The 22,928-nt window shown below is 65.5% G+C and carries 15 protein-coding genes and 1 pseudogene; 4 read left to right on the top strand and 12 right to left on the bottom strand.

Translation table 11 applies throughout. The features are described 5' to 3' along the window. Positions 1 to 24 precede the first annotated feature (24 nt). Positions 25 to 516, top strand: a complete 492-nt coding sequence (locus tag ACN26Z_RS21280) for a hypothetical protein (protein WP_421464747.1) — start codon at positions 25 to 27, stop codon at positions 514 to 516. Here the strand turns inward: ACN26Z_RS21280 and ACN26Z_RS21275 are convergent. Further along, positions 399 to 824 carry a sugar nucleotide-binding protein gene (locus tag ACN26Z_RS21275; RefSeq protein ID WP_421463109.1) on the bottom strand — a complete coding sequence of 142 codons (426 nt, stop codon included), beginning with the start codon at positions 822 to 824 and terminating at the stop codon, positions 399 to 401. The genes ACN26Z_RS21280 and ACN26Z_RS21275 overlap by 118 nt on opposite strands. Before the next feature lie 586 nt (positions 825 to 1,410). On the opposite strand from ACN26Z_RS21275, the gene ACN26Z_RS21270 reads away from it, so the two are divergent. Continuing rightward, positions 1,411 to 3,711, top strand: a complete 2,301-nt coding sequence (locus ACN26Z_RS21270) for an ATP-dependent nuclease (RefSeq protein ID WP_421463106.1) — start codon at positions 1,411 to 1,413, stop codon at positions 3,709 to 3,711. Next, positions 3,708 to 5,573, top strand: a complete 1,866-nt coding sequence (locus ACN26Z_RS21265; RefSeq protein WP_421463103.1) for a UvrD-helicase domain-containing protein — start codon at positions 3,708 to 3,710, stop codon at positions 5,571 to 5,573. The genes ACN26Z_RS21270 and ACN26Z_RS21265 overlap by 4 nt, the downstream gene beginning before the upstream one ends. Positions 5,574 to 5,875: 302 nt before the next feature. On the opposite strand, the gene ACN26Z_RS21260 is transcribed toward ACN26Z_RS21265, so the two are convergent. From ACN26Z_RS21260 to ACN26Z_RS21235, 6 genes and pseudogenes are all read right to left on the bottom strand, one after another. Continuing rightward, on the bottom strand, positions 5,876 to 7,162 hold the full coding sequence (locus ACN26Z_RS21260) for an IS256 family transposase (RefSeq protein WP_421460383.1): 1,287 nt from the start codon (positions 7,160 to 7,162) through the stop codon (positions 5,876 to 5,878). Next, entirely contained in the window at positions 7,162 to 9,405 is a 2,244-nt protein-coding gene (locus ACN26Z_RS21255) for a hypothetical protein (RefSeq protein ID WP_421463101.1), read from the bottom strand. The genes ACN26Z_RS21260 and ACN26Z_RS21255 overlap by 1 nt, the downstream gene beginning before the upstream one ends. Positions 9,406 to 9,607: 202 nt before the next feature. Beyond that, positions 9,608 to 10,801: a hypothetical protein gene (locus tag ACN26Z_RS21250; protein ID WP_421463099.1), complete on the bottom strand. Its 1,194-nt coding sequence runs from the start codon at positions 10,799 to 10,801 to the stop codon at positions 9,608 to 9,610. A gap of 513 nt (positions 10,802 to 11,314) precedes the next feature. Next, entirely contained in the window at positions 11,315 to 11,623 is a 309-nt protein-coding gene (locus tag ACN26Z_RS21245) for a hypothetical protein (protein ID WP_421463097.1), read from the bottom strand. Between the two features lie 690 nt (positions 11,624 to 12,313). After that, on the bottom strand, positions 12,314 to 12,661 hold the full coding sequence (locus ACN26Z_RS21240) for a hypothetical protein (RefSeq protein ID WP_421464746.1): 348 nt from the start codon (positions 12,659 to 12,661) through the stop codon (positions 12,314 to 12,316). Next, positions 12,558 to 12,953: pseudogene (locus ACN26Z_RS21235) on the bottom strand (IS110 family transposase); the annotation flags it as partial. The gene ACN26Z_RS21240 and the pseudogene ACN26Z_RS21235, both read right to left, overlap by 104 nt. Positions 12,954 to 13,150: 197 nt before the next feature. On the opposite strand from ACN26Z_RS21235, the gene ACN26Z_RS21230 reads away from it, so the two are divergent. Further along, positions 13,151 to 13,705: a hypothetical protein gene (locus tag ACN26Z_RS21230; RefSeq protein WP_421463095.1), complete on the top strand. Its 555-nt coding sequence runs from the start codon at positions 13,151 to 13,153 to the stop codon at positions 13,703 to 13,705. Positions 13,706 to 13,892: 187 nt separating this feature from the next. Here the strand turns inward: ACN26Z_RS21230 and ACN26Z_RS21225 are convergent, their stop codons facing one another. The 5 genes from ACN26Z_RS21225 to ACN26Z_RS21205 form a co-directional block, all read right to left on the bottom strand. Next, positions 13,893 to 14,732, bottom strand: coding sequence for a hypothetical protein (locus tag ACN26Z_RS21225; protein WP_421463092.1), 840 nt, complete (start codon positions 14,730 to 14,732; stop codon positions 13,893 to 13,895). Next, positions 14,729 to 19,216, bottom strand: a complete 4,488-nt coding sequence (locus ACN26Z_RS21220; protein ID WP_421463088.1) for an AAA domain-containing protein — start codon at positions 19,214 to 19,216, stop codon at positions 14,729 to 14,731. Before ACN26Z_RS21220 ends, ACN26Z_RS21225 begins: the two co-directional genes overlap by 4 nt. 899 nt (positions 19,217 to 20,115) lie before the next feature. Then, the gene (locus ACN26Z_RS21215; protein ID WP_421459488.1) at positions 20,116 to 20,682 is read right to left on the bottom strand and encodes a GNAT family N-acetyltransferase; all 567 of its coding nucleotides are present in this window, start codon (positions 20,680 to 20,682) and stop codon (positions 20,116 to 20,118) included. Positions 20,683 to 20,732: 50 nt separating this feature from the next. After that, positions 20,733 to 21,389 carry a GNAT family N-acetyltransferase gene (locus tag ACN26Z_RS21210; protein ID WP_421459489.1) on the bottom strand — a complete coding sequence of 219 codons (657 nt, stop codon included), beginning with the start codon at positions 21,387 to 21,389 and terminating at the stop codon, positions 20,733 to 20,735. A gap of 13 nt (positions 21,390 to 21,402) precedes the next feature. Beyond that, a complete protein-coding gene (locus ACN26Z_RS21205; protein WP_421459490.1) occupies positions 21,403 to 22,896 on the bottom strand; it encodes an APC family permease in 1,494 nt (497 codons plus the stop codon). Positions 22,897 to 22,928 lie beyond the last annotated feature (32 nt).

Genomic DNA, 22,928 nt, shown 5'->3' with positions numbered 1-22,928 from the left:
CATCGAGTAGAGAGGGCTGGCTTGATGAGACTCGCGCTCGTTCAGGCAGCGCTCGCCGGTCCCGGCGTCGCGCCGGACGCCACGCCAGGTGTGTACGTCTGGGCCAGTCACACGGATCCCGATGCCGAGATGTTGCACATCGGCGAAGCCGTGAACCTGTGGAAGCGCATCTCCAAGGAGAAGCAGTGGACACAGACGTTCCTGAACAACCGACGCAACGGTCTGAACCTGTGGGACTGCGCGGGCTGTGGCGTTGAGGCCGTGCTGGCCCGACATCCCGCCCGACTGCCGATCACGTGGCCGCTGCCACCCCACGAGCGAAAGCACGGCCAACTCGCACTCATCCGCATCGCCGCCCTCACCGGGGCGACACCGCCCGGCCAGGGTGCCGGATGGGACTACGCCAAAGGCAATCCCGGCGGCACGGATGACCGAGCAAGCACACTGCTACGAAAACGGTTTGCCAGCGCGAACTTTAGCCTCCACGTCGAACAAGACGGCGCCACCTTAGCTTGAGCGCAACCCCATCGAAGACTCCCGCTGCTGACGTCCACCAGCGTCGCGCCCACGGCTGCGGCGGCACGCGCCACATGCTCGGCGCCGGCGGCGTTGGTCAACCAGCTGTGCATCGGGTCGGACTCGCACGCCTCCAAGTCCGTCTCGGCGGCGAGGTGAATGACCAGGTCGGGCCTGACGACCGACACCACGTGATGAACGGCGTCGCGGTCGCGGACGTCGAGGTGGAGCCATCCCGCCTTGATGACGGTGCGGAACACCTGGGCGCTGGTCCTGTCCACAGCGGCCAGGACCGCCGATCCCAGCATGCCCGCGGGCACCGGTCACCAGCACCCGCCGATGGCCGCCACGACCGTCGCCGGCCGCGTTGCGTCCCGGCTGGAGAGTCATCGATACCTCCGGGGGGTTATACGTGAGCAGTCCGGTTGCGTGCTGCGATGCTCACGTAACGCGGTGCGGACGCCTGTCGGCCACGTCCGACATGGACCTTCGACACGTGAGCCTCCGCGGCCCGCGACGACCGACAGCTCTCGCGTCGCCGACCGGACGCCCGTCGGCCACCGGTCAAGCCGGCAGGCAAAAGCCGGAGCCGACAGGACGCCGATCAGGCTGGCGGGAATGGGCCTTCGTGGCGTGGATTCCCGAGTGGGGGTCGTGCCGAGAGTGCGCGTCAACGGTGTAGGACCGGCCGGTCCTGGTTGGTCAAGTCAGGTCGCGGTTGGCCATTCAGCGATGCGGTTGGCTTCCGCTCATAGCTGAGAGGAGCGCGTTGCCCGGCCTGACCTCGGAGACAGCTCATTGTCACCCGAACGGGTGAATATCGCGGCAATGCTGCGATCGTTATCGATGGTTTTGGTGCTCTACCTCGATCTTCTACTTTCATCTTAGCGGGTAGTGCTGATCTGGCGAAACGCCGATCGCGAAGAGGGTCTATCATTCGATGGCCCGCGCGCTTCCATGGCGCGCTCCTGTCCGAGCGGAGCGGTGTTGTACATCAAGACCTTCCGGGTGAGGAACTTCCGCCGGCTGCGCAAGGTCGGGATCGATCTTGACCCGGAGACGACGGTCTTCGTCGGAGCGAACAACAGTGGAAAGACGTCTGCGGCGCAGGTCTTCAGGCTGTTCCTCGGCGAGGGCAAAGGCCGTTTCCAGCTTTACGACTTCACGGCTGACTGCTGGGATTCGTTCGATGCTTTTGACACCGCGTCGGACGATCCTGAGGAACTCCCGCGTATCGAGCTTGACATCTGGTTGGATCTGAAAGGTGACGATGTCAACCTGCACCGGGTGATCGACTTTCTTCCCGATCTGAGCTGGTCTTCGGAGCTGGTTGGCGTTCGGCTGTCTTACCGGCCCAGGAGCGGCAAGCAGCTGGTCGAGAACTTCGAGGAGTGTCGCAACAAGATCACGGCGGCCAGTCGCGCGGAGGGCTCGTCGTATGAGCCGTGGCCGCGTTCACTGACCGACTACTTGACGCGCGAGCTGCAACGTGAATACGAGATCGCCTATGCGGTCTTGGACGCTAGCCAGTGCGATGAGAACTTTGATTTCATCGATGGCTATAGCCCGGCGTGGGTCAGCGGTGGCGAGAGGAAGCTCGGCGGCAAACTCGATGGTCTGATCAGGCTAGACTTCCTCAATGCCCAGCGCCACCTGGTTGATGGGGAGAGTCGTGGCCGGGCGGAGGATCTTTCTCGGAAGCTGAGCGGCTTTTATGCTCGAAACCTCGAACAGCGGGAGGCCGACCTGGCGGCGGTCGCCGCTATCGCGGACTCGGAACTTCGGCTTAACCAGCACTTCGCGGAAGTCTTCGAGTCGACCCTCGACAAGCTCTCCGACCTCGGCTACCCGGGCTTCCAGCATCCGCGTCTGGTGGTGAAGGCATCATTTAACGCGCAGACCATCCTCACTAGCGGAGCGCGGGTTCACTATGCGCTGCCTGCGGGCGACGGCTCCGGCGGCGGAGCGGAGCGAACACTGCCTGATCAGTACAACGGGCTCGGCTTCAAGAACCTCATCTACATGGTCGTCGAGGTCTTGGACTTCCATCACCGGTGGATCGACGCAGACGGCGACCGCCCGCCGATCCACCTGGTGTTCATCGAGGAGCCGGAAGCTCACCTACACGCCCAGCTCCAGCAGGTGTTCATCCGGAAGATCCGTGAAATCCTTCCCGACGCCGACCCGGCCTTCACCACACAGATGGTCGTCACTACCCACTCCGCGCACGTCATCTACGAGAAGTCGTTCGAGCCGATCCGCTACTTCAGACGAACCGGTCTGGACGGCAACATTCACCACACCGACGTCAGGGACCTGATGACGTTCAGGGGCGCTGCGGAGGAAGCCACGCGGCACTTCCTCCGGCAGTATCTGAAGCTCACTCACTGCGACCTGTTCTTCGCTGATGCTGCAGTCCTGGTCGAAGGGAACGTTGAGCGCCTGCTTCTTCCGTTGATGATCCAGCAGTCGGCACCAGAGCTGCAGTCGTGCCACCTGACAATCCTGGAGGTGGGTGGGGCCTTCGCCCACAAGTTTCGGGAACTCGTCGAATTCCTCGGTCTGCCGACGCTGGTCATCACCGACATCGACAGCGTCCACGGACCGAAAGCAGACGATGCTGCTGCCACACTCGATGCGAGCGGGCCGGACGATGCCGACGGGCAGGAATGCCGGGCGTCGTGTATGACCACGAAGGACGACGCCGTCACGAGCAACGAGACGCTGGCGACGTGGATCCCAGGCATCCGGCCGATCGCCGATCTCCTCGACCTGCCCGACAAGGACAAGTGTCCGCCGTCAGGCCGCAATTCCGGCCACGTTCGGGTCGCGTACGAGACGCGCCAGGCAGTCGAGTGGAACGGCGAGCGCGACGATCGAGCCGGCCGTACTTTTGAAGAGGCCTTCGCCCTGGAGAATCTGGCCTGGTGCCAAGACCCGAAACAAGCAGACCTCGGCCTGTGCGTGCGGAAGGCAGCAACGATGTCGTTGGATCAGCTACACGAAGCGATCCACCGACGCGTAAAGAACCTCGACAAGACGAACTTCGCCCTCGCGCTGATCACCGCGAACCCGGCAGAGTGGACGGGGCCGCGCTACATCGTAGAGGGCCTCGAATGGTTGCGTGATCAACTTACGATGGAGACGTCTAACACCTCACGGTTGACTGAGATCGAAGCTGAGGTGGGCGGATGACCAGGCGCATCGACGCCCGGGACACCGACGCCGACCGGGCCTTGCGTGCGATTCTCGACCAGCGCGGTAAGTGCGGGTTTGTAGTAAACGCCGGAGCAGGGTCCGGAAAGACGACCTCCCTGGTCAAGGCACTGGCGTATGTCGCCAGCGAACGCCGCGAGCAACTACGTGCACGCACCCAGCAGGTTGCCTGCATTACCTACACGGAAGTCGCTGCTGCCGAGATCCACGACGACGTTCACGACGATCCGCTCGTCTACGTTTCCACGATCCACGGTTTCCTGTGGGATTTGGTCGCACCGTTCCAGTCCGACATCGGCGCCTGGATTGAGGGCCAGCTCACGGCCAAGCTTGCTGAGACCGCCGAGAAGATCGACAAGGCTAGGACGTCCGCCAAGCGCGAGTCAGCGGAGCAGGACCGTGACCGCTACCAGCGTCAGCGCGACGGCCTACGATCGGTGCGCAGATTCACCTACGGCGTCGGACCTGACTACGGCAAGGGGCAGATCGGGCACGCGGACATCCTCAAGATGGTGCCACACATGCTGATGAGCCATCCGCTTCTGGCGAAGGTGGTCGCCGCACGGTTCCCGATCATCTTTGTCGACGAGAGCCAGGACACGGAGACAGAAGTCGTCAGGAGTCTTATCCACCTGTACCGGACTGTTTCGGGTGACTTCCTCCTGGGATTCTTCGGCGACCCCATGCAGCAGATCTATGCCACAGGCATAGGCCGAATCCCGGCGGAGCCCGACTGGACTCTGATCAACAAACCGGAGAACTTTCGGTCGTCACGGCAAGTTCTCGAGGTTGTCAACCGTGTCCGGGCCGCCGGCGACGGAGACCAGCAAATCCCGGGCCGGCCGGGCGAACTGACTCCGGAAGGACACGCCTACTTCTTCGTGCTGCCCACAGATGCCGACCGCGCCGCCAGCATGGACACCGTCCGCCGGTGGCTCGCGCATCGCACATCCAATGAAGCCTGGACCAGTGATGCGCCCGGCGGCGCCAAGATCCTTGTAGCCATGCATAAACTCGCCGCTCGGCGACTCGGCTTCGCTGGCCTATACGCCGCCTTCCACCAGTCGAAAGCGCCAGCCGCGCTGTCCGCTGGCTTCGACGAAGGCACAGCCTGGCCTATCGCACCGTTCGTGAACGTCATCCTGCCACTGTGCGAGGCAACGAATGCCACCATAGCGCCGCGGATCCTGCGCAAGCACAGCACTACGCTGCGAGACGGCATCGCCGAACCGGGAATCGCGCGTCAGCGCCTCGCCATGGCACGGGAAGCAGTGCGGGAGCTCCAAACGCTGGTAGCCGAGGCTGGTGCAAGCTCGGTGGGAAAGGTACTGCGGCACGCGTACCAGAAGGGACTCATTGAAGCGGTCCCGCTGCTCTCCCGTTACCTCGACCCTGACGGGACGCACAGCGACCAGGTGCTCGGTGAGAAAACCCGGGAAGTTCTGGACGCATTCATGGCGTGCGACGTCGATGAGCTGGACGGCTACCTGCGATACGTCAGACGCGAGTCCCCCTACTCCACACAACATGGGACCAAAGGCGCCGAATTTCCGAACGTCATTGTCCTGCTCGACGACTCCGAAGGAACACTGCCAGCCCACTCCTACGACAAGCTTCTCGGACTCGCAGAGCTTTCCGACACCGATCGTCGTAACAAGGCCAGCGGCAAGGACACCACCGTGGATCGGAGCCGGCGACTCCTGTATGTCTGCGTCTCACGAGCACGAAACGAACTCGCCGTCGTCCTCTACGCCACCGATGTGGACGCCGCGATCTTGTCTCTCAAGGCCGCAGGTCTGACGGACCATCCACTGACGATGGACGACCTATCGGCGACCTGACGGCAGCCGCGTCATCACGCCTCACTGCTGAAGGATGCCTACCAAGATCGGCTCAACGTCTTCACGGCTCGCGCAGGCGGTCAGGTCGGGGACCTCGCGCCAACCGCCACCTGCTTGGAGCACCGCGAGTACTACCTTCTCGTCTCAGCCTCGCTCAGGTGAACCTGCGGGTCGACTCTCTACTCGCTTGTATGACGCCAAGCCGACACATGCTGCGGCAGCAGGGTGACGAGATCACCGACTACTGGACCGCGCCGGACGGATCGGGCCTGTCTCGCTAAGGGTGTTTCCGGCGATCTTGGTTAGTAGGTTTCAGCGGCTGGGAAGCGGTCGCTGAAGGTGATGGCGAAGGCGTTCAGGGCGGGTTTCCAGCGCATCGTCCATCGGGTTCTGCCTGCCCCGGTGGGGTCCAGGGATCGGGTCACCAGGTACAGACACTTCAACGCGGCCTGCTCGTTGGGGAAGTGGCCGCGGGCCTTGACCGCCCGCCGGTAGCGGGCGTTCAACGATTCGATCGCGTTGGTCGAGCAGATGACGGTGCGGATCTCCAGGTCGTAGTCGAGGAACGGGATGAACTCCGCCCACGCGTTGTCCCACAGCCGGATCACCGCCGGATACCGGCCGCCCCATTTCTCGGCCAGGTCGTCGAACGCGGCCCTCGCGGCGGTGGCGTTGACGGCGGTGTAGATCGGCTTGATATCGCGCTTCAGCTCATCCCAGTAGCGCCGCGAGGTGAGCCGGAAGGTGTTGCGGATCAGGTGGATCACGCACGTCTGCACGATCGTCTGCGGCCACACGTTCGTGACGACATCGGGCAGGCCCTTCAACCCGTCGCAGACCAGGAAGAACACGTCCTTCACGCCCCGGTTGCGCAGGTCGGTGAGCACGCTCATCCAGAACTTCGCGCCCTCACCACCCGAGCCGGCCCACAACCCGAGGATGTCCTTGTCCCCGTCGAGGGTGACCCCGATCGCGGCATAGAACGGCCTGTTCGCCACCTGCCCATCCCGCACCTTCACCACGATGGCGTCGATGAACACCGCCGCGTAGATCTCGTCCAGGGGCCGGTGGGACCAGTCGGTCATCTCCTCGATCACCTTGTCGGTGATCCGCGAGATCGTCTCCTTGGACACCGAAGCCCCGTAAATCTCGGTGAAGTGCGCCGAGATCTCCCCGGTGGTCAAACCCTTGGCATACAACGACAACACCACCTCATCGACGCCCGACAGGCGACGCTGCCGCTTGCGCACGATCTGCGGGGTGAACGTGCCCGCCCGGTCCCGCGGCACGTCGATCTGCACCGGTCCCGACGCGTCGGTCAACACCGTCTTCGACCGAGTGCCGTTGCGGATGTTGCCCGAGCCGGCGCCGTCGGGTTCGTGTTTGGCATAACCGAGATGCTCCGTCATCTCCTCGTTCAACGCGGTCTCCAGGACCGTCTTGGTCAACTGCTTCAACAGCCCGTCCGGACCCGTCAACGACAAGCCCTGCTCCTTCGCGGCCCGAACCAGCTCAGCGGCGGCTTTCGCCTCCGCCGACGGCTCGGGCCGCTTCTTCCGTCCGGTCTGGTCGTTCAGTGTCGCGGTCATCACGGCACCCTCCTCACCAGGCACAACGCCCGGCAGGTCAGGCCGGAAACACCTTTAGATCCACAGACCCGACGGATCCAGTCGGCGAAGATTTCGGGAAGGCGGGTCAGGTCTGACGGCCGAACCGTGACGAGTCGAATCCCCGAGATATCGGCAAGCTCGATCTTGCGTCGGACCTTGGCGGCGTAGTCGTCCTGCTCCAGCATGCCGAGGGCCTCGACGTACGTGCCGTCGGTCAGTAGCCAGTCGGCACGCAAACCAGTCGTGTTCAGCAGGTGGTGCCGGGGGTAGTGCGGTTCCACCTCGTGTGCGATCCCGCGGTGGTGCAGGAAGTCGTCGATGTGCCGTTCGAACATCGACCGGCACAGGTGGCCGTCCGCCGCGATGGAGAGGATGCCGCGCGCCGGTCGGGAGGCGTCGCCGAGCAGCCCTGAGACTCTGAGCCAGTCGGTCCAGGTGCGCTGCATGCGGCCTGGGCGGGCGGTGAGGGAGTGGGTGCGGGGAATGAGGAACCGGCAGAGCATCGCCTCGTCGGCGAGGAGGGGGTCGGTCAGGGCGATGCGGGAGAGCTGTTCCTTCGACGGTGGACCGGAGAACTCGATCTCAGCGAGTCGGCGTAGGGCCCAGATCGTCGCGTCGGTCCATGGTCCGTCGCTACCGTTGTCGCGTAGGACGCCCTGGCGGGCGAGGCTGCAGCAGCCGAAGCAGTAGGCGAGTCCGGACCGGGTACTGTGCGCCGCCGTGCCGCAGAGCCGGCACGGGTAGGTGCTGTCGGTGATGTCGTCGGTGCGGAACAGCTCGCCGAGGATCTTGCGCTGCAACTCGAGCGTGAAGGCGGCCACCTCGCGTGCGGGCTCGTGCGCCACGCGTACGTTCAGCCAGGGCCGGTGTGGCACCGGTACCAGGTTGATGGCCCGCGCGGTCAGGTTGCACGATGCCGGGACGACCGCCAGGTCGTCGACGATGGGCCCGCCTCCCAGCTGGTAGATCGAGTTGTCGCGGACGACCGGACGAAACGGCCCGATCTCCGCAGCCAGGAAGGCGGCAGCCCGCCGGTTGTGGTCGATGGTGGTGGTCGACGCCGATGCCCAGTGCGCCTCGGCGGGATGGACGCCGTGCCGTTTGAGCAGGGTGGTCAGCGGGGCGAGATGGGGGCGGGCGTAGACCGTCAGAACGTCGGAGTCCGGGTCGTACATGCCGGCTTCCGGTAGTTCGTCGAGGTCGACTCCGTCGCGTACCAACCGGATGGACCAGATCCGCTCCCGATCCGTCGGATTGTCGCGGAACCGGTCCGTCCTGATGATCGCGTCCGGGAACTCGCCGAGCTCGGCGAAGCCGTCGGGAAGTGAAACATCCACGCCGTGGTCGCGCAGGGCTGCGATCGCGTCCGGGCGGACCCGCTCGTCGATCAGCGTGAGGGGGCCGTCGGGCAACTCATAGCGACCGATCTCGAGGCCGGACCGGTCGGTGACGATGACCCGCTCGAAGCCCCAGGTGGATCGGCTGACGGCGCGAACGCCCTCGTACGGGTGCGGGACCCGCCGGTAGTCCGCCCACGTGTGCAGGTCCGCCGAAGCCTCGGCGTCCCACCGCTCGTGCTTTCGGCTCCGCTCCGTCGGGACACCCCAGCGTCCCGTCGCCACCCTGGTGGCCAAGGCACCACGGAGCACTTGACCGAACTTTCCGATCAAGCCCGCGCGGACGGGGTCCTCGACGGGGAGGTCCACCGTCGGCGGTGTCGCCGCCTCGAACTGGTCGACGAGTAGGTGCAGCGGGCCGGCGTCTGGCAGATGCAGCCGGATACGGCCGATGTCGTAGCCGATGCGGCGCATTTCCGCCCGTGTAAAGGGACTGTCCCGGCTGGGCTCCCAGTCCTCGCCATCATCCTCCCAATCCTGATCCTCAAAGGGGTGGAGTTCGATCCAGCCATGGCAGCCGATGGGATGGGGCGCGGCGACGGCAGCGAGCCGATGCAGGCTCTCGCCCACCCAGTGCAGGGTGCTGTTGTACAGGAAACCCAGGTGCCGATCGATGACCGAGCCGCTGCTGCTGGACGGCTCGACCACCCCGATCGCCTTCGGGTTGTAGGCGTTGTCCGGGCGGGGCACGAGGCCTAGTAACACCGGAAGCCGCAGCTCGACCTCGTCGTGCCGGTTACGTGCCTCGACGATCCGGTCGGCGCGGGTCAGGCTGTCGAGGACGAACCGGCGCAGCGCTGCGACGGAGTCGTCGAAGACAGCCATGCCCGTCGAGTAACGCGTGTTCCCCGATGGGATGAGGACCATCCCTGTGGTGCTCTGATAGGCGATTTGATCTGGCTCGGCGGGCATCAGTGGATCATGCCAGAGGCCCGAGCGGACGCTCTGTGGGTGGGCCGAACTGGTGCACATCGAGGGGCGAAGCGGTGGTCCCCCGCCGCTGCTGCCCATGGCGGCCCGGCGGCGCTCAGGTCGTCTCGTTGTGCGCGTGGATGATCTGGCGCAGGATCAGGTGGAGCCCCGACCAGTCCTGGCCACGCAGGGGTCGGCCCCCGTTGCGTCGGGCCGCCGCGACCTTGTCCCGGTACGCCTGCTGGACGGCCGCCTTGCCGGTCACCTCGCCTTGGTAGCGCTGCACGCCGGTCAGGAACGACGTCCACTGCACCGGGCGCAGGTTACCGTTTGCGTCGTTCAGCACGTCCTGACCGAGGTAGAGCTCGATGCTGCCGGCGAGCCCGTTGACGTTCGCGGCGGCGAGAACGCCCTCCGGGGCATCGCTGCTGGGCGGGCCGAGGGTGGGATAGTGGCGGGCCAGGTCGAGGTCGGGGTAGCGGTCCACGACGATGTTTTCCGGCAGCGGCACCTTGTCGAGTCCCCGTCTGGCGTCGGCCGCCGCGGAGTCGTTGTCGAACAGGGCGACAACCCGGTTGGTGATCCCGGCTGCGGCGAATGACTTGATCGACTTCACCAGCGCTGACGCGCTCCCCTCCGGCCGCGTCTCGAAGTCTAAGAAACGCACCAAATCGGTCAGGTGTGGGTACAGGATCGACATCGCGGCATTGAGGTACTCGACGTCGGTGCGGCCTTCGGTGAGCACGACTGTGGGCGAGTAGGTGGCACCCAGCAACTGCATGACCTGCAGGGAATCGGACGCTGCCGTCTCCGATCGCTCTTCCAACCATCCTTCACCACGGTCGGTGAGGGTTACCGTTACGTGCTCGTCGGGGAACGCCAGCAGGCCGAGCCGTAACGCATAGCGGTAGTCCAGGGAGCCCAGCAGGCCCAGGAGCCATTCAATGTCGGTCTGGTAGTCCCTGCACAGGCCGTGGGAATCGCTGGTCGTCGCGGCAGCGCGAGTCGTCTCGACCCAGGTGGGACCATCGAGGCGGTCGAGGAGGTCACGCCTGGTCCCGCGGGGGTCCGTCAGCTCCATGTGCTTCGGGTTCTCGGCGTTCCACCCTTTTGTGAAGGTGACGCTGTCCCGAAGTGCGTCGAACACGGTGGCCTTATCGACGCCGATCACGTTGAGCCGGTCCGTGACCTGATGGCCGGGCATGCGATAGGCGATCTCAGCGAGGTCATCATCGTCCGGCTCAATCATGGCGTCATCGCGCAGAATCGCCAGTAGGTGAGCCTTCTCGCCCTCCTCGATTCGCGCCACCGTGTACGGGCCTACCTTGATCAAGCCATAAGTGCTCACGTTGCGGCCACTGGTCCACTCACGACCGACAGGCTCACGGACGCCGTCACCTCCTGCGGGCTGCGCGAGTCCCTGCCGAGTCTATAGCCCGGTCGCTGGCCGGCCCGGCGGTCGCGGGCGCCGCACCCCGATTCGAACGCCGGCACAACCGGACGTCCCCGCAGTCGCGGCACCGGATGACCAGGCGTCCGCCGCCCGGCATGCCCACCAGTCCCGCATCGGCATGCCAGGTAGCCGTTCGCGCTGCCGGCACTGCTACGGCTCATCGCCGATTAGCTCGCGGGCAGCCCGGTACGGAAGGCGACCACATGCGGGTCCGCGCGGGCCGGTCGAGCCGGAAGGGGAGCCGACGACGCGCTCGACGACGGTCACGCAGGCCGGGTGCTGTCGTCCCCGTCCCAGCGGATCGTGATGTGCCAGCGGCTGCGCCACTCCACCTGGCCCAGGGCTATCGAACGAACGTTCGTGACGCTGTCAGCCCGGCAGATCCTTGAGCGCGTCGCCCGGCTCAGGCAGATCCTTGAACGGGTCGTCCGCCTCGGGCGGCTTGAACAGGTCCAGGACGTGAAGCATGACTTCTGTGCGGCTTTCGCCGAGATCGACCCGGCCGCCGTTAGGAAGGCCAGGGTCGGGGCGCATCAGCGAGACGCACTCCGCGTACAGGGCACCGACGTAGGCGACCATCATCGTCGCCTCGGTTTCGGGCCTTTCAAGCAGCTCGAGCGTAACGTCGAGCTTGGCGATGGCGGACCGGACCTCGTCGGAGCCGTAGAACTCGGCCACGGCCAGGCGCTGCTTCCAGCCGTCCAGCACCTCAGGCGCGCGCTTCCACTCCCCTGAGGCTTGGGGGCAACGGCGGAAAGCTCTCGCCCGAGCAACTGCGGATGGCCGAGGTCATCCTCCAGCTACACGAGCTGCCTGCGGGCGATGGCGATAGTGTCCAGATGGATCTGTTGCCGCTTCTCAGCCCACAGCCGCCGGTCCTCGCGCGACCAACTCTGCGAGCCCCGTGCGGGGATTCCGGCCGCACGTCACCGTCGCCCACCGCGGCGCACCAGCACCAACCGAACCCATACGCGCCCGGCTGGCCGAACTCCGTGACCAGCCCCCGGTGCAGGTGACAATCAGGCAGGTGCCGCTGAGCGCGCTCCGACGGGAGAACCGCGCCTACCGATGGCCGACGGTCGCGAGGGTGCCCTTGGCTGAGGGGCGAGACAGGCCGGGATGTCTGCCACTTCGGCTCCGTCGGCGACTGCGGACGCAGTGGCCTCCCTCCGCGGCAGCTTACGTTGGGTTACCAGTAGATCCGGCCGGCGCGCCCGGATTGCGGCTAGATTAGGACGCCCCCGCGCCAGGCGTCGGACTGGTGCGCTGCCGGCGATTGGCTATCCGGCAAGATCGTGTTTCGAGCTTCACTTGACGAGGGTCGCGCAGGGTGATGCCCGGACAGGCGTATGCATAGGGGTGATGGACTTAAGCATCGATCTCGTAGCGGTACCAGCGCCGGCGATCGCCGTCGACCTGAAGCCAGAGCATTTCGTCACGGCCGACCTTTCCACGCGCACAACCTGACGGTTGCCGGCCGTCTGGCAGCAGCAGCTGCTCGCGTTCCTTCTCAACCACGACGTCGCCGTCGTGGCGGGCTCGACGAATGTCCCAGCGGTACCGTCCATCCTCCCGGTGCTGGTCGAGGAAGGCGACATCGGCGCCGGACACGGCCAGCGGCCTGCCGGTGATGGGTGTGGTCCAGCCGCACGATCTCCGCCAGGACGTGCGCGTCACCGGCGTCGGACTTTGCTCCGGATGTCGAATGCCGTTCACGGTAGCGGGCAACGGACATCGGGTTGATCGCGTACACCCGGTAGCCGGCCGTGAGTAGCGCCTGTACCCACGTGCCGCGATCGGTCTCGATCCCGAACCCCACCCTGCCGGCAGCCTCGGCCGGGTCGAGGTCTGCCCAACCGGCGGGCATGTGCTCGGCGATCAGCGCGTGTAGCCGCTGCATGCCTTCCAGCCCCTCCGGCAACCTTGCCTTGGTCAACCGCCGGCCGTCCTCGCCCAGGATCTCGATGTCGTGATGGTCCTCGGCCCAGTCATCTCCTACCCAGATCATCGTCGCCTCCTTTATGGACACCGTGTGGTGAGCAGCGCGGAGGAGACATCAGCGATCTAATAGTCAAGTGCTCACCGTCACGAGTCGGGGCACGTCATCCCATCAGCTGTCACGTCTCCTTACGAACAGCGGGCGCACGGTCTGCCGCAAGGACTGCAAGGCGCAGTCCAGTTGTCGCTATGCTGGAGGATGGTTGTATGGCGGTGCCGTGGGATGTCCTTGCGCCTACTCTCGGCGGTGTTGCGGCTGCCCTGGCCGGCGGGACGGCCGGCGGGTGGCTGGCGCACCGGTCGCAACGGACGCACTGGACGAGGGACTCCCGGTTACAGGCGTACGCGGAGTTGGTGAGGTGCTACGCCGAGGCGTACAGCAAGCTGAGTGAAGAGCCGTCTGATACGGGTCGGGCGAGGGTTGACTGGTCGGACTGGAACCGGGCGCTGGCCGTCGTGAGCATGATCGCACCGACGTCGGTGGCGATACGAGCCATCGACATCGATGCGGCGATGTGGCGGCTGACGCTGGAGGCGGAACGAGGGTATGTAGAGAGCTGGGTACGTCTACGGGAGCCCCTTGAAGGAGCTGTACTGGAGTTTCTCAATGACGCTCGACGTGATCTTGGCGAACGGGGCGAACGGTTGGTGCGGCTGAGCGGACGTCCGAGTGCGGGAGACGCGGTCTGGCGGCAGTCCGTTGCGACACCACCGGCATGCGGGTCGGCGGTCACATGTGATGGGGAGACGGTTGAGAGGTAACGGGATTCCGCGCAGACGTGGACGCTCTATCACCCACCCTGCAGCGTCGGTAGGGTGCGCAGGACCGCGTGCTCGGTGAGCCATTCTCATTGTGGGTGGCGGCCATCCTCGTGCTCCAAGCCGCCGAGGACGCCCGCCACCCACGATGAAAATGGCTCTCTGCCCGCCCACTTAAAAGCTCAAAGAGTTAGGAGCTCTTATTCAGCTGTTCGAGGTCGTTGAGCGCGGCTACGACCACGTTCCAGGCGATCCGGACGGTGTCGTCATCGGGGGAGTAGTGCTGCTTGATCTGTTTCTTCGGGTGTACCAGGTTGCGGTGGTTACGCAGCACGTGGGCGTAGTCGATGACGTCTTGAGCGATCCACCGTTTCTCGGCGGCCAAGTCGATCAGCGACTCGAGGTGATCGGTCGGGCGCTGGCCTTCCGAGTGTTGAGCGAGCGCCACGTCGTAGAGGACGCCCTCTAACAGACTCCCGAGCAGGATGACGGCAGCGGTGCAGGCGCCGGATTGCCAGCAGAGATGGGCTTCGTTGAGCCGAGCCGTGAGTTGGCGACCGAAGTCTGGGTCGCTCAGTATGCTACCGAGGCTCGCGGTGAGTTCCAGGGGTATCTGCCTAGCAGGTCGTTCCATCGTAGGAGCCTGTGCAACCAGTTCCGGTCGGCCCGACGAGTAGTGGATCTGGTAGCCCTCGACGGCGAGTAACCCGTTGAGGTCGTCGACGAGATGCCGCCGAGCCTCGTCGTCGTTGAGATACTCGCGAGGATCGGCGAGGCGGAGCAGCAGTCGGCGAAGCCCATCGGGGTCGCGGCGGCGACGCAAGGTACCGATGACCCATTCGCGGCGGCCGCCGTCGACGTCGCCCACGCGGCGCCAGCCTGCGGCGGTGAATAGTGCGGTGATCTGTCGGCCGGTACGGTAGTAGGGGGTGCTGTCGTCGCCGCAGATAAGGTCTGCGAGTCGATCGAGGACGTTGTCGTCAAGGTCGACATGGATGTCCCTACTGTTGTTTGCGGACAAACCTGTCATGAGGTCTGTTCCTCCTCAAGTTCGGAAGGCAGCTCAATCGGCTTCCACGTATTAGTGGGCGCATCCTGCACACTCCGCGGGGCTATCTCGCGTTCGGCGAGCCGGGTGAACAGGATTGCGAGTTCCTTATCGGGGTCAAGCTCAAACTCACTCTCGCGTATGCGGATGACTTCCCAGCCCATGCGGAATAGCTCGCGGTCGCGACGTCCATCGGAGATGACGTCTGTCGGTCTGGTGTGCCAGCGATGGCCGTCACATTCCACTGCGAGCCTGCCGCCGCTTCCGATGACCACGAGATCTAAGGTACGCGACCCGACTTTGAATTGGGGAACGACGTGGTATCCACGGCGTTTCAAGATTCGATACACCCGTTGTTCGAGCAAGGATTCGAACGGGGGGCAGTGGCGGTCGGAGCTGACGCTCTTGAGGTCTGGCGATGGGCCGTACACGGACGGTGGGTTCAGCATGTAGCTGACCAGTGAGGCGCGCAAGTCGTCGGGTTTGTAATCGTTGGGCGACACGGAGGTGAACAGCCAGAGCTGATCGCGGGCGCGACTGACGGCGACGTTGTAGTTCCGGTAGAGGTTCTCGCCGATCCGGCGGGGCGCCACAGTGACCACTGTGGACAGGAAGATGATGTCACGCTCCGCTCCCTGAAAGTTGGGCGCTGAACCGACGCGAATCTGGCGGGCTGCGCGAACTTCCGGCGCGATGGCGGCGTTGATCTCGTGCTCAAGAAGTCTGATTTGACCGTGTCCGTGCAGCACGATGATGCCGAACGTCTTGCCCGAGTACTTCGAGTCGTTAAGGCAATCAAGTAGTCGCGACACAATGCGTTTCGCCTCTACAGGGTTGCGCACGGTCTGCCCGTTACCCTCCCGGTATGCGCCCTCGACGTGAACGACGCGTAGGGGTTCCAGATCGGAAGCTGTGCGCTCGCGCAACGGAATGATCTCACTGGCGCCACGATAGAACTGATCCTTAGACCAGTTGATGATCTCCGGCATACATCGGAAGTGCTCGCGCAGGCGGACGACGGCGTCTTTTCCAGATCGTGCTGAGAGCAGGCCGTATAGGTGTGACTTGGGAGTGAAGTGGTATCGAATCTCGATATCAAGGTCGCCGAGATGCTCCCGAAGGGCCTGAAAATGCTCATCGAAAGTTCTACCCATCCGATTGGGTGCCGGGGTGCATTGCTGATCGTCGCCCACCACGATGATCCGCGGGGCCAACCAAAGGAGAAACAGATGTTCTAGTCCGACCTGACTCGCCTCATCAACGATGATCACGTCGAACGCATTGCGCTTGACGGTCAGATTCTCAAGCAGGCTCGGCAGCGGGATCACCCATGCGGGCACGATGTTCTGGGCTTTGCTCATCGCTGCCTGTGCCGCCTGGCGCAGCTCGCGAACCTTACGCCCCCCGCCGGCTCCGATCTGCTGCCGGAAGCCGCGGAAGCTGCGTAGGGCTCGCGTGTCGGCGTCAGTCATACGTTCGACGAACGCGCGGACTGCTTCAGCCGCTACAAGCTGCTCCGTGACCTGGGCGAGGCGTACCTCGACGTCGTCGTACTCCCGCCTGACCCGCTGTTCCGCCCCAGCTGTGCGCTGCCCGCGTACGAAACAGTCCGCTTGATACCACGCCCATGCGGCAGGCAACTCCCGCATCCTGGCCTCCCAATGGAGATCGAGGCAGGTGTCCTGCAGCAGGCGAAGCAGCTGCGGATGCGCGCCCTCCAGCAGGTGGGCGAGCCTGACGCGGTGCCGCTCGGCGTCGCGCTCTTGACGTGCCGCCTCCAGCGCAGCGACCCCTTGGTGGTACGCATCCGTGGACCGCTGATCGATCGCGGCGATCAGAAGTTCGCCCTCAGGGCACGGATTCTCGTGGATCAGGTGCCTGCGGACTGTATCGCGGTGTCCTGCAATGGCAGCCTCGGCTGATTGGAGCCGTATGTGGTGGCGGGCGGCTGCCGTAGACGACGTCATCGCAATGACATCATCAATAGCTGGCAACCTGGCCGGTAGGCCGGCGGATTCCAGGCGGTCGCGGATGGTGGTGTAAACGGCGGTGAGCTGTTGGACATCCTGAAGTAGGCGGTAGTAATCCTGCAGCTCGGAGAGCGTCGCCGTGACGCTGCCGGCCGTGACATCGACTCCGACGTCGGCCCATAACCGTAGGAGCTGAGTCGTTTCGATATGTACTTCAAGGTGATCAAGCGCGGCCTCCAGCAGCGGCAGCGTGGTTGGCGGTCGGCCATCTACGCGCACGCCGTTGATCAGCGTTGTGGCCTTGAGGCGGGCCGATTGAACGGTTAGAAGCGTGCGACAGGTAAGGCTTCCAGTGAGATGAGTGCGCAATTCGCGCCCCACAGTAAGCATGCGACGGGCTTGCCCAAGGTCCAGCTCGCGAGCGTTCGTGAAACGCACCTCCGCACCTAACGCGTGTGCCCGAAGCTTCGCCTGCAAGCGCTCGGCACGGCCAGCGACTTCGGTCAGATGCCGCCATAACGACTGCCTTCGCCCCGAGAAGTGATCCGCGATCGCACGTGTCACCCAGCCCGACGAGGACGTCGGGTCTTCGTCCAACCCCAGCCGCCCTACGATCGCGGTAAATCGCTGCCCAAGCAGATCCAGATCATTCAACATGTCATCGCCAGCAGCCGCCAAGCGTGGCCCCCACGCGGTGGTGTGTTGCCGAACAGCGGTCGCCGCGTCGAGTTCGGCGGCGAATGCCTCAGCGAGTGCGGCCGGCACGGGCAGGTCTGATAGGTCAGGGATCGCTTGAGCAAGTCGAGCACATCGAGCCGGGGTCGTCGTCCGCAGCAGGTGCACCAGCTCGACAGCTTCGGCGGCCGTCACGGGTGGTCTGTCGGGCAGGCCGGTTTCGGTCGGCGTTATCCAGTCGAACCGTCCTGCGCTGCTCCTGACTTGGCGCGCGATCTGACCAAGCGACCCCCGATACAGCTCACCGCTGAACCAGGGAGCAACCGGGTCGTGAGCGGTGAATTCGACCTCGCGTAGCTGTTGAATGCGCTCATTGAGGGTGGTGGATCGAGATTGCAGCTCATGTCGTTCGGCGCGAAGCGCCTCAACCAGTTTGGTCTGCTTCTCCGTATCGAAGTAGGCGGTCAACTGCGACAGGGCGTCAAGGCCGTGACCAACTTCAGTCGCGGCGTTCCTGCCGTCGGTCATCAATACACACAGATCTCGCAGCGATGCTGGAACCTTCTCGCGGAGCTCACGTAGCGCCTGATCCTTCTGGCTCGTGACAAGCACCCGCTGCCCGCGAGCCAGGAGCGCCGACACCAGATTGGCGATCGTGTGTGTCTTGCCGGTGCCGGGAGGTCCCTGTACGACAATCCCTGTCTCGGAGCGAAGAAGCTCGATGACATGCATCTGCTCATCGTTCGTCGGCAACGGAAACAGGGGGTCGCTGCCAAGCACGTTGCCGCTGACAGCGCCCTGATCCCTGAGCCACCGGTTACGTTGCTCTGGCTCCGTGTCCACCACGAGTTGGGCAAGCGCGACGGGTACCCGCGCGTCAGGTTGGCGCAGCGCATCACGGATGTGCTGATAAGCCTCGGCCAGGAGCACCCGACTACGTCGGCGCACCAACAGCGCCGGCGACAAGCTGACCACCGGCACGGCCGGCAACTCATCGTCCGTCACCACAGGACGGGCATCCCGGTGTACCGGAGTGTCAAGGCATTCCTCGAGGAGATCCACGATCGGAGGCAGCAGGTCCACTGATAGCAAATCTCCGTCGGTGATCTCCTGACGGTGATGCCGTCCACGCTCACCCCGGAACAGCTCAAGGTCGCCAAGGATCTCCCGGTCTTCGGTCCTGCGGCGTCCCGCGCCGGTCGATACCGAAACCTCGGCCGTCGCTCCGTCTAAACGAGCAACCACACCCTCCGCCACAACGTGGCGACGAATACGGCTGCCGTCTGGAGCCATCCACCGAAGCAAACCAATCCCCAGGACGAACTCGTACTCGTCGTCCTGCTGCTCCATCATCTTGGCGGCGCGTTCCAGTTGCTCGTACAGATGCCGAACAGCGTGCAGGCGTCGAGTCTCGTCGCACCATGCCTGCCACTGCTCAGCCCAAACGTTGAAGGCGCGTACGATCCGCCCGGGCGGCGCCCCGGGACTGTCATCGCCGCTTAGAGGGGCAGAGTCCAGCAGACGTGGCGCAGGACCAGCAGCGCCGCGGGGTGAATCCACGTCAATCCAACCCTGCAGCAACTCCGGTGGCGCCGGCTCTGCGAGCTGGCGGGGCGGGCGCAGCCGCATGATCACATCATCGGCAGGGCTTGCCACCCACTGGACGCCCTGCGGCAGAGTGTCGAGCCATACGACTGGATCCGGGGCGTCGAGGTCGTCCAGGATGTCGAACACTGGGTCTCGCTCGACTGCGGCGGTCACCTCTGCAAGGAACTCGATCAGCTTCGTCGACTTCTCGATCGCGTCTTGACTGAGAGTCATGCTCGCATGCACCCCCTGTGATTCTGCAGGCAACGTCACAGACTGCGTTGCCTCCAGCCAAGATCACAAGGGGTCGGGCGCAGCCCGATAACCTCTGATTGACCGTCTAGGCGTTGGACTCTGCTGTGCACGCATGAACACCTGTTTCCGGCAAGCGTGCAGGGTGCGTGGTATGGCGGCGAGGACGTGGAGGGCTGTCGCCCGTTGTTGCTGGTTGAGGTATTGGCTGGTGGTCAGGCCGACGATGCCTCCGGCGAGTAGTCGCGGGTAGGCGGGCTCGCTGGACAACTCGGGTGGGGCGAGGAGCGCGGCCAGCGCGGTCGGATCTGTAGGCAACGGCCCGGCCAGCTAGGGGTGCAGGTTGCCGACCCGATGTCGGGTCAATGTCGGCGGGGCTTGGTGGAACAGGTCCCGTTCGGCGGGGGTGGGCTGGTGGTTCACGCCGGGCAGGTCGGGTGGGCGACGGGTGATCTCTCGACCGGACCCGTCGTCGTGTCGCCAGCGCTGCAGCTCGGTTCGGATGATCGTGTTGGTGGCGCGGGTCCAGGTTCGGGTGTGCAGGTAGGTGTAGGGCAGGTCGGTGGTGTTGTCGCCGGGGGTGGGGGCGACGGCTGCGGCGATGGTGGTGAGGCGTTGCTGCGCGGTGAGGTCCGGTGCAGTGGCCGCCGTGGCGGTTGCGGCGGCGGGCTGCTGGCCAGGCGGTCGTGTTGGTGGGATGCTGGGTTGGTGGGAACAGCGTGGCAGCCGGCGAGGACGACGCTGCCGAGGACAACGGCCAGCCGGCAGGCCGGCGCGATCAGTCTGACCATGAGGGTGGTGCTTCCTTGCTGTCGCTGGTCTGGCCCCGGCGGCTGCCCTCTGCGGTGAGGCGCAGCCACCGGGGTGGGGTGTCGTGCGGTTCAGTCGGCCGTGTTGGGCGGGACCGGGCCGGCGGCGCGGTGCAGGGGCCACATCGGTGGACCGGCGGGCAGGTGCAGGGGCAGGCCCGCGCGGTAGCCCCGCCCGGTCAAGTAGTCCCGGCTGCCGGTGGTGGTGACGACGGTGTCGATCGGGTGGCCGAGCTGGTCGACGCGCTCATGGTGATGGGCGAGCAGCGTCCGACCGATGCCGTGGCGGCGGGCGTCAGGGCTGACGTGCAACCAGGCGAGCCAGTGATGCGGGGCGTCGGACCGGTACCGGCGGAGCAGCGCGTGCCATTGCTCGAACCGTGGCAGCGCCGAGCCGGTGAGAGCGCTCAGGTGGTAGATCCCGAACGGAGCCGCCTGCGACGCCGGATGGTGGTGCCACACGGCAACAGCCGTCATGTCGAGCGTGACGTCGACGGTCCCGAACTCAACGGCGTGGTCGATCTCCATCGCCAGCAGTCGGTGGAAGATGTCCTGCCGTTCGGTCGGGTCCGGGATGAGCCATGCGGCGACCGGGTCGGATGCGACGGCGTCGACGAGCAGCGTGACGATGGTGGCCACGTCGCCGGGCTGCGCAGGGCGGAGGGGTCGCGCGGTCGCAGCCGTGGTCTTCACGACAGCCCTCGGCGTGGTCTGGTGGGTGGAAACGGGGACCGGCCGCCGCTGGTGGGTGCGCCGCGCCACATGCGCCAGATCGTCGGCCCCTGTGCGGGAAGCACCATGGTGGGGCCGGCGGTGTAGCCGAGGCACAAATAGAGCTGCCGGTTACGCATGGTGGTGGCTTCCAGGTAGGCCGGCAGCGCGAGTTGGTCGAGGCGACGGTGGTAGTCGGCGAGCAGCGCGGTGCCGAGACCGCGGTTCTGTCGAGTGGGGTCGACGGCGAGGTAGGCGAGGTAATGGTGTGGCTCGTCGGGGTGGAAGGCGTCGAACATCTCCTCCAGCAGCACGAACTTCGGTGCGTACGCCCCAGCGATGCGCTCCAGCGCCTCCACCCGTTGATGAGCGTCAGCGGGGGCGGGTGCGAGGCGGGGATACCAGATGGCGACGGCGTACTGGTCGCTGGTGGTGTACACCTCGCCGTGCTCCAAGCCGTGGTGGAACGCGTCACGGAAGTACCGGTAGTAGACGGCACCCCGATCGTCCGGGTCGGGGATGAGCCAGTCGGCGACGGGTCCTTTACGGAACGCTTCAGCCAGGACCGCGATCAACGGGCCGGCATCCGTCGTGGTGGCGGGGCGGACAGTCAGGTTGTCGTTGGTGATCGTCACGGCGGCTCCCTGGTCAGGCGGGTTGGCGGGCGAGGTCGGGGGCGCGTAGGGGTCCGGTGTCGCTGTCCGCGCCCAGGCCCACCGCCGCGTACACGTCCGGTCTGGTGGTACGCAGGACCAGTGCCCAGGCGATGCCGAGCAGTACGGCAGCGGCGTACGCGGCGGGGAAAGCCCAGCGCAGCGGCGAGTCCGGTGCCACGCCGAGGAGGGTGGCGAATTCGCGCAGGGTGACGGTGAGGATCCCGCCGAGCGCGAGCGCGGCGATCCCCGGTGCGATCACCGACCGCCACGGTCCCTCGGTGTGAGCGGTGCGGGTGAAGAAGCCGATGACGGCGGCAGAGGTCAGCGTCATGAGGATGAGCACGCCGAGGCCGCCGGTGACGGTGATCCAGAAGAACAGGTGCACGATCGGGTCCGCCCCCGCGAGCGCGTAGCCGACCAGCACGGCGAAGGCGAGGCCGCTCTGGACGAGGGAGCCGACCTTCGGCGCGCCGGTCCGCCGACTGGTGCGACCGAACACGGCGGGCAGCACCCGTTCGCGGCCGAGGGCGAACAGGTACCGGGCGACGGTGTGGTGAAACGAGAGCAGGGCGGCGAACAGGGAGGTGATGAACAGGACCCGGGAGACGGTGATGACACTCTGGCTCAGATGCGGCGACACGAGGTTGAAGATGAGGTCGGTGCCGTCGGTGCGGGCCGCCTCCACGATGCGGTCCGGGCCGGTGGCCACGGACATCGCCCACGCGGACAGCCCGTACAGCAGGCCGGTCACCGCGACGGCGATGTAGGTGGCGCGGGCGATCGTCCGCCGGGGATCCTTCGTCTCCTCGGAGAACACGACGGTGCCTTCGAAGCCGACGAACCCGGTGATCGCGGTGACCAGGGCGGCGCCGATGCCGGCGGCGAACAGGTGCGTCGGGGCGAGGGTGGCGAAGCTGACGGTGCCGTCGGCGGGGTGGGTGAGCATGATGGCGTCGAAGGTCAGTGCGACGGCGCATTCGGCGACCAGGACGACGGCGAGGACGCGGCCGTTGAGGTCGATCCGCGCGACCCCGAGCACCGTGACGATGGCCCAGACGGCGAGGGCGCAGATCCACCAGCTGAGCTGCCAGCCGTACCGGTCGTTGAGGAATGCGGCGGTGACCGCTCCGGCCCCGCCGTACAGGCCGATCTGCATCGCGTTGTAGGCGAGGAGGGCGACCATGGCGGCGCCGACGCCGGCGGGGCGGCCGAGTCCGCGGGTGACGTAGGTGTAGAAGGCGCCCGCGTTGACGATGCGGCGGGACATGGCCACGTAGCCGACCGCGAACAACGCCAACACCGCCGCTACCAGCAGATAGGCCACCGGGATGCCGGTGACACCGGTGACCGCGTACCCGGTGGTCGCACCGCCCGCAATGACGGTGAGGGGTGCGGCGGCGGCGATGACGAAGAACACCACGGACGGGATACCGAGCCGGCCTCTGGCGAGGACGGCGGACACGGTGTCGGGTTTCGAGGGGGACATTCGGTTCTCTCTCAGCAAATAGGGGATGGATA

The sequence above is a fragment of the Verrucosispora sp. WMMD703 genome (genome assembly GCF_049178935.1).
Lineage (GTDB): Bacteria > Actinomycetota > Actinomycetes > Mycobacteriales > Micromonosporaceae > Micromonospora > Micromonospora sediminimaris.
This window is presented reverse-complemented; position numbering and strand designations above follow the sequence as displayed.